Here is a 13,444-nt window from a genome sequence, read left to right as displayed (position 1 = left end):
GCGCCCGCCCGATCAGAACAGCGCGGAGTCGTCGTCCTCATCATCGTCATCGCGGGAGACGATGACCGCATCATCGGTATCGAACTTCGCGCGTGCGATCTCGTCCTTGGACTCCTGGAGATCTTGAGAATCATCGAGACCGAGCTCGAGTTCATCGAAGCTCGTCGCCAGACCCTGAGTCGAGCCACCGGACTGCCGCGGCTTCGACGCTGACGCGCGAGCGCCCTTGCGAGCCGGTCCGTTCCCCGGTGATCCCTCGGCCGAGCCATCGGCCTCGGCGCTCTCACCGTCGGACTCAGCCGCCTCGGCGAACTGCTCGGACTCCGCACCGCCGAGGCGGGGGAGAGTCCCGATGACGTCAATCTTCGACTCCAGGGGCGAACCGGAGCCGTCGCGCCGGGACATCTCGGTCGGCAGGGACCTCGCCCCACCGGCGGCCGCGGCGGCCTGCGGAGAATCGCCGACCCAGGCCAGGGACAGCTCGGTCTCGCCCTTGAGGAATTTGTGGGCGCGCACCCCCGAGGTGGCTCGACCTTTGGTCGGGAACTCGGAGAAGTCGCTGACCTTGATCGAGGACGACGGGGCACCGTAGAAGTTCTCACCGCTGGCGATTGTGACCACTGCGAAGTTGCCGAGCTCGGCATCGGCATCGCCGTCCTCATCGGTCTTCGCAGCCTTCGGCGTCATTCCGAAGAAGATCGCCGTCGCCTCGGCGGAGAGCTTGATGCCGGCGACGCCCGAGGCGTTCCATCCCTGCGCCCGCAGCCCGGAGGCGTCGAAGGCCAGGAGCTGGGCGGTGGAGGTGACGAACACGGCGAGGGAATCGTCGATGTCCTCCGGCTGGGCGAGACCGACCACGGAGTCCTTGCCCTTGAGGGTGATCGCCTCCCACTCGTTCTTGTTCGGTCGTGCCGACACCGACACGCGTTTGACGACGCCGCCGGCGGTGCCGAGGACGAACTCGCGGTCGAGATCGATGAGACCGAGGATCTTCTCGTTCTTCTCCAGTGCCGCGTACTCGGCGATCTTGACCCCGCCGGCGACGTTCGGACGCACCGCGGCTGGCGGCAGCGCCGGCAGGTCGACGACATCGACCATGTGGACCCGGCCGGTCGAGGTCACGGCTCCGACCTTGCCCTGGGTGGTGGTGACGATCTCCGATCGCAGGGCATCGTGGCTCGCCCGCTTCCCGCCGCGCTGCTGCACGGAGGCATCCGAGGTCCGAGCGACCCGACCGGAGGTCGAGAGCAGCACCCGGCACGGAGAATCGGCGATCTTGAGATCGGTCTGGGCCTTCTTGCCCTTCGCGCTCAGCTCCTTCATCGAGCCCTCGATGAGCACGGTCCGACGCGGGGTGCCGATGATCTCGGCGGTGGCCTCGAGCTCGGCGGCGACGAGTTCGCGCAGCTTCGCCTCGTCAGCGAGGAGCGACTCGAGGTACTCGATGCGCTTGCGGAGCTCATCGCGTTCGGCCTCGAGTTCGAGGCGGGAGAACTTCGTGAGCCGGCGCAGCTGCAGATCGAGGATGTAGGTCGCCTGCACCTCGGAGAGCTCGAAGACATCCATCAGCCGGGTCCGCGCGGTGGCGGCATCATCGGAGGAGCGGATGAGCTGGATGACCTCGTCGATGTCGAGGATCGCGATGAGCAGTCCCTCGACGAGGTGGAGCCTGTCCTTGGCCTTGCGCAGCTGGAAGACTGTGCGGCGACGGACCACATCGATGCGGTGGGAGAGGTAGACGGTGAGCAGCTCGCGCAGACCGAGGGTCCGCGGCTGGCCTTCGACGAGACAGACGTTGTTGATGCCGAAGGACTCCTCGAGGGGAGTCTGCCGGTAGAGCTCGGCGAGCACCGCTTCCGGGTTGAACCCGTTCTTGACGCCGATGACCAGGCGCATGCCGTTCTTGCGGTCGGAGTAGTCGTCGATCGAGGCGATGCCCGTCAGCTTCTTCGCGCCGACGGCATCCTTGACCTTGGAGACGACCTTCTCCGGTCCCACGAGGTAGGGCAGCTCGGTGACGACGATGCCCTTGCGGCGGGCGTTGATATTCTCGATCGAGACCGTCGCCCTGGTGCGGAAGGTGCCGCGGCCGGTCTCATAGGCCTCGCGGACCCCGTCGAGGCCGATGATGCGCCCGCCGGTGGGCAGGTCGGGGCCGGGGATGAAGCGCATGAGCTCGGCCAGGCCGGCCTCGGGATTGCGGATGAGGTGCGCGCAGGCGGCGATGACCTCACCCGGATTGTGCGGGGCCATATTCGTGGCCATGCCCACGGCGATGCCGGAGGCGCCGTTGATGAGCAGATTCGGGAAGGCGCTGGGCAGCACCTCCGGCTGGGTCAGGGTGTTGTCGTAGTTGCCGATGAAGTCGACGACATCCTCGTCGAGGCCCGCGATCATCTGCATCGATGCCGTGGTCAGCCTGGCCTCGGTGTAACGCGGAGCCGCCGGGCCGTCGTCGAGGGAACCGAAGTTGCCGTGGCCGTCGACGAGGGGGACCCGCATGATGAAGTCCTGGCTCAGGCGCACCAGTGCGTCGTAGATCGCCGAATCGCCGTGCGGGTGCAGCTTGCCCATGACATCGCCGACGATGCGCGAGGACTTGACATGCCCGCGGTCGGGCCGCAGACCCATATCGCCCATCTGATAGACGATCCGGCGCTGCACGGGTTTGAGGCCGTCGCGGGCATCGGGCAGGGCGCGGGAGTAGATGACCGAATACGCATACTCGAGGTACGAACTCTCCATCTCTGAGGAGACGTCGACATCGATGACTCTGCCTTCGGGCATGGAACTCCTTTGACGCACGAATTGTTCGATTCGGTTGTCGTCCGGCGCCGAGGCGGTCTGCCGCGGCGACGGATGACACCTGACGATTCTAGCGTTCGATTTGAGTTCTACGGCTCAACCGAGCCCGAGCCGGTATTCGTGTCGTGCCGAGAGTGCCCGGCACGAAAGGGATCAGGGGGTGTAGGGAGTTCCGTTCTTCCAGGTCAGGAACTCTGCCATGTACGTGGCGACGTGGTCGCGATCGGCGGTGCCGGCGATCAGCTCGGTGACCATCATGCCCAGCATCGAGCTGTTGATGCGACGGGCGAGATCGGCGTCGACCTCCGCGAAGCGCATGACGAAGTCCTGGATCCCGTGGATGTTCTTCTCTTTGGCCTCGACGGCCTCGGAGGGGAGGGCAGGATCGAGGCTGAGCATGACCATGGTGTAGAACCGGTTGCGGTCCGTGGTCAGCCAATTCATGCAGAAGTCAACAGCGATCTCCTGCGAGGTCTTGCCCGAGGTGCGGATGAGATCGGGCATGCGCTCGAGCTGCTGACTGTTGAGCTCACCGATGCGCTCCATGATTCCGGTGATCAGGGCGTCGCGGGTGCGATAGACGTTGGAGGTCGAACCCACTGGGAGTTCGGCCAGGGCGTCGACGGCCCTGTGGGTGAGACCACGGACGCCCTGCTCGGCGACCACGGCGATCGCCGAATCCGTGACGACATCTCTTCGCGAAATCATGACTTTAAGGCCTCGCTCTCATGGGACACCTGCGGTCGAGGTGCCTTCGGACTGTGGATGGCCAGAAGCTGGCCACAGACGATGGCCGCTGCGCGACCATACACTGGAGCACGAATTCATAACGTTTCGTGCTGAACGGATACAGACACTACCTGGATTGGGTAGGAATTGGTATAAGACTCGCCAAACTGCCAGTCGGTTCCCACCGAATGGGTTGCACCTTCGTCCCCCGAACACTCTTCTCCTTCACCTTCTCATGGTCAGACGACGATTGCCGTCGGACACGCTCCGGATTCCACGCTTCGGCGAAACCTCCGCAACCCGCGCTTCAGCTGAGCAGTCGACGCGTCGAATCGATCCGGGTGGTGTGGGCGAGCAGGTCGATCCGCGCGCTGAGCACATGCCCTTCGTCCTCCGTGGCGACCATCGGGTGGATGACGAGTTCGAGGATCTGCGGGTGCCGCTCGACGAGGATCGACAGTCGCTCGAGCACCCTGGCCAGAGGGGCGATGTTCATCTGCGGCAGACCGCGATAGCCGAAGAGCCGGGGGGAGGCCTTGATGGATCTGATCATCTCCCCGGCGTCCCGGTCGGTCAGCGGGGCCACCCGATGGGCCACATCCCCGAGCAGCTCGGTCGTGTCGCCGGCCAATGAGAAGGACAGGAGCGGTCCCAACAGGGTGTCCTCGCCGGCGCGAATCACGCAGGGCACCCCGTGGGGCGCCATCGCCTGCACGTCGACGAGCGCCTCGGATTCGCCGATCACCTGTGTGATGATCCGCTGGACCGCGGTGAAGTCCTCGATCAGCTCCTCGGGAGTGTCGATGTTCAGGCGCACTCCGCCGAGCTCCATGCGGTGGCGAAGCACATTCGTCACAGCCTTGAGCGCCACGGGATAGCCGATCTCCTCCGCCGCGTCCAGTCCCTCGTCGACCGTGGAGGCCGTGATGTAGGGCAGTACCTCGATCCCATAGCACGAGAGCAGCGCACGCGTATCGGAGCGATCGAGGCGCAGCGGCACACCCGGACGAGCCTCGGCGAGGGCCGAGTCGATGATCGCCCGCACGCCTTTGTCATCGAGGTCGTCGAGTTCGAGGTAGTTGCCGTGATCGGCGGCCCGCCAGCGGGCATAGTCGGTGGTTCTGGCCAGCGCCCAGACCGCGTCCTCCGGGCCCACATAGCTGGGCACGGTGTGGGAGACCCGGGAGCCGCCGTCGTCGGTGAGGTGGGTCGTCAGTTCGTCCTTGACACCCTGGATGCCGAGGAAGCAGGCGACCGTGGTCTTCTTCGACTGCGCCGCCGTCTCGGCGAGGTGGGCGGCGATCTCCGACTCTTCGGCGCCGGCGGAAGGAGTGAAGGTGACGACGACGGAGTCGATGTCGTCTCTGGCATACATCGCGGTCAGCTCCGTCCGGAAGGTCTCCGCATCGACCTCCGGGTGCAGGGACACTGGTTCGGATTCGACGTGCAGGCCTTCCGAGCGCGAACGCTGGATGACCAGAGTCGCCAGCGCCGCCGAGTTCCCGATCACCCCGACTCGGCGGCCCGCGGGAAGCGGCTGGGTGGAGAAGACCTGAGCGAGGTCGAAGAGCTGATGGATGGTGTCGGCGCGGATGACTCCCGCCTGCTCGAGGACCTGGTCGAGCGTATTCGGGGCCAAGGAGGAGGTGCGCACGATGTGTCCGGGCGGCAGCTCCCGACCGGTGAGATCGGACTTGATGACGATGACCGGTTTGACTCGGGAGACGCGGCGGGCGATGCGGGAGAACTTCCGGGGATTGCCGATCGATTCGAGGTAGAGCCCGATCGTCTCCGTGTCCGGATCCTCCTCCCAGTACTGGAGGACGTCATTGCCCGAGAGATCGGCGCGGTTGCCCGCCGAGACGAAGGTCGAGATTCCCAGCCCCCTGCTCTTCGCCGCTGCCAGCAGCGCGGTTCCCAGGGCCCCGGACTGGCTGAACAGGCCGAGGGTCCCCGAGGCCGGCAGGAAGGGGGCGAGAGAGGCGTTGAGGGAGACATCGGCCGAGTCGTTGACGAGGCCGAATGAGTTCGGGCCGACCACCCGCATGCCGTAGGCGCGGGCCGTGGACACCATCTGGCGCTGCAGCTCGGCACCCTCGGCGCCGGTCTCGGCGAAGCCCGAGGAAATGACCAGGACGGCCTTGACCCCGTGCGCGGCGCACTCCTGGACCACCTCGGTGGCCGATTCTGCGGGCACCGCGATAACGGCGAGATCGGCCTTGCCGGGCAGATCTCCGAGCGTCCGATAGGCCCTGACTCCGGCGATCTGGTCCGCCTCGGGGTGGACCACCCACAGATTCCCGGTGAATTTCGCGCCGGTGATGTTGCGGATGAGGAGGTTGCCAGTGGAGTTGCGTTTGCGGCTGGCGCCGATGACCACCACCGAGGTGGGGTGGAGGACCGTGCGCACGCTCAGGGCCTCGGCCCTGTGCTCCCGTGAGGCCTGGACCGCGATCGAGCGCGCGGTGGGATCGATGTCGAAGTTCACGGCCACCACGCCGTCGTCGAAGCCGCGGTCCACCTCGTAGCCGGCGGCCTGGAAGACCTGGAGCATCGAACGGTTCTGGGGGAGCACCTCGGCGGTGAATCTGCGGATGCCCGCCTCACGGGCCGCCGCGGCGAGATGCTCGAGGAGGATGGAGCCGATGCCACGCCCCTGGTGGGCATCGGCGATGTTGAAGGCCACCTCGGCGGAGGTGGCCGAGATCTTGTCGAAGCGACCGACGCCGATGATGTCGTCGCCGATGAGCATGATCAGGGCGACCCGATCATGGTGATCGACGTTGACGAAGCGGTCGAGGTCGCGCTTGGGCAGCCGAGGCAGGGGAGCGAAGAAGCGCAGGTAGACGGACTCCGGGGACTGCGCCTCATGCATCCGGGCCAGGGCCTCGGCGTCGGCGGGAACGATCGGGCGAAGATGGGCGGTGCCGCCGTCGCGAAGGACGACATCGGCTTCCCACTCGGCAGGATAGTCTTCCATGTCACCAGCATAGGCGGACGAGCCCGGATGTGTCCGGCCGGAGCCCCTGAGTCACGGGCCGCAGTGGGAAGACGCGGAGGAGTACGGCACAATGGTGGGCATGGCATTACCCGAAGTACTCGTTCACGATCTGCAGTCCGCCGGCTACTACCCGCAGCTCACGCAGGGGATTCTGGCCGACTCCCTCTTCGACGAACCGGTGCTCGCCCATTTCGTCCACATCGACACGCACGTCGACATCGAATCGATCCACCGACACGTCACGGCCTTCGTCCTCACGGAGACCAGGCTGCTGCTGGCCCACGTCGACGACGACCCGAACGCAGCTCCCGGCTCGAAGCCGCGGGCGGTCACGAGCAGCGAGGACATCGAGCTCGAGCGCCTCGGCACCGTGATGGTCGGGCGCACCTTCGCCGACCCTGCCGCCTACCGGCCCGGCGACAAGCCCGTCGAGGTCTCCCTCACCCTCTCCTGGGGAGCTTCGCGGAGGGTCGAGGCCTTCCCGGAGACCTGCGGGGATCCCGACTGCATGGGCGATCACGGCTACGGCGGCTCGATCTTCGCCGAAGACGTCATGCTCCGCGTCTCGGCTGAGGCCGAGGGCCAGCCGGCGGTCGACAGGATGGCCGAATTCGCCGGCCGGCTCCGCTCCGCGGTGTTCCAGGCCCGGCTGCGGTCGCGACGCTGATGGGGGATTCGGGCCCCTCGTCCGCTCCGCGTCCGTCGACATCGAGTCTGCTCGGTCCGCCGGACTATGCGGGACCGATCCTCTCCGATGTGGTGCCGGCGGCGGCAGTCGGCCTCGGAGCCGGAGCCATCTTCGACGACACTGCCCGGGCCAGAGCCGAGAGCATCGGTCTTGACCGGGAGACGCGGACGGCGATCGTCGTCCTCATCGACGGACTCGGCGAGCAGCAGCTGCGTCAGTACAGCGGCTACACGCCCTTCTTCCGGTCGCTGGCCGCGACCCGTCGGACCCTGTCGACCGGGTTTCCCTCGACGACGGCGAACTCTCTGTCCTCCCTGGCCACCGGTCGCCTGCCCGGCGCCCACGGCGTCGTCGGCTATCGGGTCCTCGACCCGTCCAAGGACGCCGTGTTCAACCAGCTGACCTGGAATCTCGATGTGGATCCGGTGGCGTGGGTGCCCGATGCGACCCTGTTCGAACGTCTGTCCGAGACCGGCGTGGACGTCGTCAGTCTGGGCGAGTCGAAGTTCGCCGGGAGGGGACTGAACCGGGCCTCGCTGCGCGGCGGTCGCTTCCGGGCCTCGAAGACGCTCGAGGAGCGCTGTGCCCAGGCCGTCGCCGAGGCGAAGGCTCCGGGCCGCAGACTCGTCTACCTCTACTGGGGCAATCTCGACAAGACCGGTCACGTGCACGGCTCGAACTCGGCGGCCTGGACCGAGGAGCTCGAACACGTCGACCTCGCACTCTCACGTCTGGCCGGTGACCTGCCGTCCGATGCGACGATGATCGTCACCGCCGACCACGGAATGGTCGACATCGATCACGAGCTGCGCCTCGACCTCGCCGAGGAGCCGAGACTTCGCGCGGGCGTGCGGCACATCGGCGGGGAGCCCCGCGCACTCCATGTCTATGCCGAATCCGGGGCCGCCGCCGATGTCGGCGCCTCCTGGTCCGAGATCATCGGCCGAAGGGCACTCGTGCTCTCCCGCGCCGAGGCGATCGGCCGCGGCTACTTCGGCCCGGTGGCCGAGCACGTGCGCGAGCGCATCGGTGACTTCCTCGTCATCTGCCAGGACGAATTCGCGATCGTCGACTCGCAGAACGAATCGGCCTCGGCGCTCGCGCTCATCGGCCACCACGGCTCGACGACGGCCCGCGAACTGGAGATCCCTCTCCTCGCGGTCTGACACTCTGCGGACGCTGTCAGGCCGTGTCCGCAGTGGCGGATAGTATGGTGGGCGTGACTTTTCCACGTATCGGTGTCATTGGCGGAGGTCAATTGGCACGCATGCTCGCCCCCGCCGCAGAGGCCCTGGGCGTTCGGTTCTCTGTCCTCGCCGAAACCGCGGACGCTCCGGCCACTCAGGTCATCAGCGAGGTGACGGTCGGTGACTACACCGACTATCCGACGCTCAAGGCGTTCGCCGAGACCGTCGACGTCATCACCTTCGACCATGAGCACGTCCCGCCGGAGCACCTCGAGGCGCTCGCCGCGGCGGGTCACGCCGTGCGTCCTGGACCGCAGGCGCTGATCTTCGCTCAGGACAAGATCCGCATGCGCGCCAAGATGGACGAGCTGGGACTGCCGAACCCGGCCTGGGCCGAGATCACGTCGGCCGCCGATGCCGAGGCCTTCGGCCGTCGCGTCGGCTACCCCTACATCCTCAAGACCCCGCGCGGCGGCTACGACGGCAAGGGCGTGCGCGTGATCGAGAGCCTCGAGCAGGCGACCACCTGGCTCGACGAGGTCGGCCAGCTCCTCGCCGAGGAGAAGGTCGACTTCACCCGTGAGCTCGCCGTCATGGTCGGGCGGTCCCCGATGGGCCAGACCGCCGTCTGGCCGGTCGTCGAGACCTGGCAGCAGAACGGCGTCTGCAAGGAGGCTGTCGCCCCGGCCCCCGGACTCGCCGACGAGAAGGCACAGGAGATCACCGAGGCGATCCTCAAGGTCGCCGGCGCCCTCGAGGTGACCGGGGTGATGGCGATGGAGATGTTCGAGACCGCCGAGGGCTTCCTCATCAACGAATTCGCCATGCGTCCTCACAACACCGGGCACTGGACCCAGGACGGGTCGGTGACCAGTCAGTTCGAACAGCACCTGCGTGCCGTCCTCGACCTGCCGCTCGGCAGCCCCGCGGCCCGGGACAAGGTGTCCGTGATGGTCAACATCCTCGGCGCCGACCATGAGGACCTCTACCAGCCCTACCTGCACGTGATGGCCCACGATCCGGCGATCAAGGTCCACCTCTACGGCAAGGGCGTGCGCCCCGGCCGGAAGGTCGGTCACGTCAACGCCTACGGCCGGGATCGGGACTTCGTCCTTGCCCGGGCCCGTCACGCCGCTGACTTCATTGCCGGGGTCGATCCGGATCCGCACCCGCAGATGCCGCGTCCGGGCGACCTCGATGCCGAGGGCGGCGAGCGACACGATCCCGACACCGACGTTTCCGAGGAAAGGGCCTGAGATGACCGCTGCAGAAGAGACTGCCACCACCGCCTCGGCGCCGGTCGGCATCGTCATGGGATCGGACTCGGACTGGCCGACCATGCAGGCCGCCGCCGAGGCGCTCACGGACCTAGGCATCGACTCCACCGCGGAGGTCGTCTCCGCTCACCGGATGCCAGAGGACATGGTCGAGTGGGCGAAGACCGCGGCCGACCGCGGACTGCGCGTGATCATCGCCGGAGCCGGGGGAGCGGCGCACCTGCCGGGAATGATCGCCTCGATGACCTCGCTGCCCGTCATCGGTGTGCCGGTTGCGCTCAAGCACCTCGAGGGAATGGACTCGCTGCTCTCGATCGTGCAGATGCCCGGCGGCGTTCCCGTCGCCACGGTCTCGATCGGCGGGGCGAAGAACGCCGGTCTGCTCGCGGCTCGGATCCTCGGGGCCGGGACGGACGCCGAGGCGGCCGGAATCCGAGGACGTCTCGACGAGTATCGGAGCGAGCTTCGGCAAGTCGCTCTCGACAAAGGGCGCGCCTTGCGGCGATAATAGAGCAACTTATCGATCGATCAGTTATAGGAGAATGATGTTCGACCTCTACCAGCCCAGCGAAGAGCACGAAGAGATCCGCGCCGCCGTGCGCAACGTCGTCGAGAAGAAGATCACCCCCTTCGCCGCTGAGGTCGACGCCGACGCCCGCTATCCGCAGGAGGCCCACGACGCTCTGATCGAGACGGACTTCTTCGCCGCGCACATCCCCGAGGAGCACGGCGGCATGGGAGCCGACGCCCTGGCGGTGGCCATCATCATCGAAGAGGTCGCACGCGGATGCGCCTCGTCCTCGCTCATCCCCGCTGTCAACAAGCTCGGCAGTCTGCCGGTCCAGCTCGGCGGCAGCGAAGAGATCAAGGCCAAATACTTCCCGCAGGTGGCCCGCGGTGAGGCTGCGTTCTCTTACGGCCTCTCCGAGCGCGAGGCCGGATCCGATACCGCGTCGATGAAGACCCGAGCGGTCCGCGACGGAGACGATTGGATCCTCAACGGGGTCAAGACCTGGATCACGAACGCCGGCGTCTCCGAGTACTACACGGTCATGGCCGTCACCGACCCCGAGGGCGCACGCGGGCGCAACATCTCGGCCTTCGTCGTCGAGAAGTCCGATGAGGGCTTCACCTTCGGAGAGAAGGAGCGCAAGCTCGGAATCAAGGGCTCGCCCACCCGCGAACTCCTCTTCGACAATGTCCGGCTGCCCGGGGACCGGATCGTGGGAGACCCCGGAGAGGGGCTCAAGATCGCCCTGCGGACGCTTGACCACACGCGTGTGACCATCGCCGCGCAGGCCGTCGGCATCGCCCAGGGCGCACTCGACTACGCGCTCGGCTATGTCAAGGAACGTCAGCAGTTCGGCAAGTCCATCGCCGAGAACCAGGCGATCCAGTTCATGCTCGCCGACATGGGAATGAAGCTCGAGGCCGCCCGCCAGCTGACCTACACCGCTGCGGCCAAGAGCGAACGCGGAGACGACGATCTGACCTACTTCGGCGCCGCGGCGAAGGCCTTCGCCTCCGATGCAGCCATGGAGATCACCACCGACGCGGTGCAGCTGCTCGGCGGTGCCGGCTACGTCTCCGACCACCCGGTCGAGCGGATGATGCGCGATGCCAAGATCACCCAGATCTACGAGGGCACGAACCAGATCCAGCGAATGGTGATGGGCCGCAAGCTCATCGCCTGAATCGCACAGTCACAGACTGCGGCGGCCCGGACGCTGCAATCGAAGCGGCCGGGCCGCCGCTCTGCGCTGCGTCTACGGCCCGGTGCCGGCCGACTCCGGCGCCGACTCACTCCGCTTCGGCGCGGTCGCGGCGGCGGACTCAGGCTCGGCGCGACTGCAGATTCCGTCTCGCTCGGGTGTGGGAAGGAACACAGGCGCTCATGCGACATGCGCGGTGCGAATGTGCCGCAATCGGGGACTCGCACGCGACACAATGGATGAACACAGTGGACTCTGACGAAGATTTGGCACAGTGGTCTCTGTGACCGTGGGTCCGGGAGTCCCGCGTGACCGGATCAGCAGTGAGAAAGAGACAGAGGAGAGTCGGTGGCCGAAACGAGATATGTCGACCCCATTCGGCATCCGTCGTACGCGTCACAGCCGACCCGCGATGTGCGAGCCTGGCTGCTCCTCGTCGTCACCGTCCTCATCCCCGGCGGAGTGCAGCTGCTGTTCCGCCGGCGGCGCTGGGCGCAGATCTCACTGTCGATCACCGCGATCAGCTGGGCCCTTGCGATCATCGCCATCGTCGCGGTTCTCATCAACCGCAGTTTCGCCTTCACGATCGGCACGAATCCCTTCATCCTCACATTCCTCACGATCTGGATCCCGGTCGTCGCGATCAACTGGGTCGTGTGCCTCTTCGATTCGCTGCGCCGGATCAGGCTCGTCACCATCTCGCAGAAGGTCCGCAGACGCTTCGTCGCCGCCTTCTGCGCCCTGCTGCTCATCGTCGTCGGCCCCCTCGCATGGGGAACGACGATGCTCAATTCCCAGCGCGGTCTGATGAGCGACCTCTTCGCCTCCGGAAAGGCGGCGAAACCCGTCGACGGTCGCTACAACATCCTGCTGCTCGGCTCCGACGCCGGCAAGGGACGCACGGGCATCCGGCCGGACTCGATGTCCCTGGTCTCGATCGATGCGAAGACCGGCAAGTCGGTGATCGTCGGCCTCCCACGCAATATGCAGAACGTGCCCTTCCCCGAGGACTCGCCGCTGCACAAGCACTACCCACAGGGCTACAACTGCGGCAACGAGTGCCTGCTCAACGCCGTGTTCCAGCAGGGCGAACAGCACAAGGACGAATTCGAGGACCCGAAGACCGCGGGGGAGCAGGCGACGATGGATGCCGCCTCGGCGATCACCGGCCTCGAGGTCCAGTACTACGCGATGGTCAACCTCAAAGGCTTCGAGAAGCTCATCGACGCCCTCGGCGGGATCAACCTGGTCTCGGGCAAGCGAGTGCCGATCTCATCGAAGGTCGACCCCACCACCGGCCAGCACGGCCCGGTCAAGGGCTGGATCGAACCGGGTGAGCAGAAGCTCGACGGGTTCCATGCCCTGTGGTTCGCCCGCTCGCGCGAGTTCTCCAGCGACTACGAGCGGATGGTCCGGCAGCGCTGTGTGCAGACGGCGATGGTCAAACAGCTCGACCCCGCCACCGTGCTGACGAAGTACCAGGCGATCGCCAAGGCGACCCCGGGTGCCGTGTCGACGGACATTCCCTCGTCCGAGGTCGACTCGTTCGTCGATCTGGCACTCAAGACCAAATCACAGAAGATCGAGTCACTCGATCTGACTCCGCCGGAGGTGACCCCGTCGAACCCTGACTTCGATGTGGCACATCAGCTGGTTGCGGATAAGATCGAAGAAGCATCCCAGGACTCTGAGAAGGACAAGGATGCTCTGTCGGCTCCCGGCAGAACGCTTTCGGCTGCTGCCGGAGTCGATGCGGGGATCGGTTCGGCCTCCGAATCCGAGCCGCAGCTGTTGGCGCAGGGCGCCGGCGACGGCGGTGCTGACAAGGGCGAAGACTCCGATGACAAGTCGATCTGCTACGTCCCCTGAGGCGTGAGCCACACGCCCTGACGGGCGCGATTATGTCCCTCGATGGGCGGATGAGCGGAACCGAAGAAAAACTTTCGTTCGGTGTGTCCCCTGCCATTGCTGGGAACCACACCGGTGTAATTAGATTCTTTTGTTATTTGGCTAGTCTGACACGCCGAAAATGTGTAACAATTTTG

9 protein-coding genes are annotated in these 13,444 nt (G+C 66.3%); 6 read left to right on the top strand and 3 right to left on the bottom strand.

Features of this window, described 5'->3' with window-relative positions; all coding sequences use genetic code 11:
• Nucleotides 1–12 precede the first annotated feature (12 nt).
• The 3 genes from ACH82I_RS04160 to ACH82I_RS04150 all read right to left on the bottom strand — a co-directional run bounded on the left by ACH82I_RS04160 (nt 13) and on the right by ACH82I_RS04150 (nt 6,514).
• The gene (locus ACH82I_RS04160; protein WP_413335685.1) at nt 13–2,787 is read right to left on the bottom strand and encodes a DNA gyrase/topoisomerase IV subunit A; all 2,775 of its coding nucleotides are present in this window, start codon (nt 2,785–2,787) and stop codon (nt 13–15) included.
• Between the two features lie 171 nt (nt 2,788–2,958).
• Complete coding sequence (locus tag ACH82I_RS04155) at nt 2,959–3,513, bottom strand: TetR/AcrR family transcriptional regulator (RefSeq protein WP_413335683.1); 555 nt, start codon at nt 3,511–3,513, stop codon at nt 2,959–2,961.
• Nucleotides 3,514–3,841: 328 nt separating this feature from the next.
• Nucleotides 3,842–6,514, bottom strand: coding sequence for a GNAT family N-acetyltransferase (locus ACH82I_RS04150; RefSeq protein ID WP_413335681.1), 2,673 nt, complete (start codon nt 6,512–6,514; stop codon nt 3,842–3,844).
• Nucleotides 6,515–6,614: 100 nt separating this feature from the next.
• Between ACH82I_RS04150 and ACH82I_RS04145 the strand changes: the two genes are divergently transcribed.
• The 6 genes from ACH82I_RS04145 (at nt 6,615) to ACH82I_RS04120 (ending at nt 13,268) form a co-directional block, all read left to right on the top strand.
• Nucleotides 6,615–7,202, top strand: a complete 588-nt coding sequence (locus ACH82I_RS04145; RefSeq protein WP_230743593.1) for a DUF5998 family protein — start codon at nt 6,615–6,617, stop codon at nt 7,200–7,202.
• Complete coding sequence (locus ACH82I_RS04140) at nt 7,202–8,389, top strand: alkaline phosphatase family protein (RefSeq protein ID WP_413335679.1); 1,188 nt, start codon at nt 7,202–7,204, stop codon at nt 8,387–8,389. Before ACH82I_RS04145 ends, ACH82I_RS04140 begins: the two co-directional genes overlap by 1 nt.
• A 44-nt stretch (nt 8,390–8,433) precedes the next feature.
• A complete protein-coding gene (locus ACH82I_RS04135) occupies nt 8,434–9,666 on the top strand; it encodes a 5-(carboxyamino)imidazole ribonucleotide synthase (protein ID WP_413335677.1) in 1,233 nt (410 codons plus the stop codon).
• Between the two features lies 1 nt (nt 9,667).
• Entirely contained in the window at nt 9,668–10,195 is a 528-nt protein-coding gene (gene purE, locus ACH82I_RS04130; protein ID WP_230743596.1) for a 5-(carboxyamino)imidazole ribonucleotide mutase, read from the top strand.
• A gap of 37 nt (nt 10,196–10,232) precedes the next feature.
• Nucleotides 10,233–11,381: an acyl-CoA dehydrogenase family protein gene (locus ACH82I_RS04125; protein WP_284934790.1), complete on the top strand. Its 1,149-nt coding sequence runs from the start codon at nt 10,233–10,235 to the stop codon at nt 11,379–11,381.
• A gap of 366 nt (nt 11,382–11,747) precedes the next feature.
• Nucleotides 11,748–13,268 carry an LCP family protein gene (locus ACH82I_RS04120; RefSeq protein WP_413335674.1) on the top strand — a complete coding sequence of 507 codons (1,521 nt, stop codon included), beginning with the start codon at nt 11,748–11,750 and terminating at the stop codon, nt 13,266–13,268.
• The last annotated feature ends 176 nt before the right edge of the window (nt 13,269–13,444 follow it).

Source organism: Brevibacterium sp. GP-SGM9, from assembly GCF_047300845.1.
Lineage (GTDB): Bacteria > Actinomycetota > Actinomycetes > Actinomycetales > Brevibacteriaceae > Brevibacterium.
The sequence above is the reverse complement of the archived record's forward strand: the minus strand, read 5'-3'. Positions and strand labels throughout refer to the sequence as shown.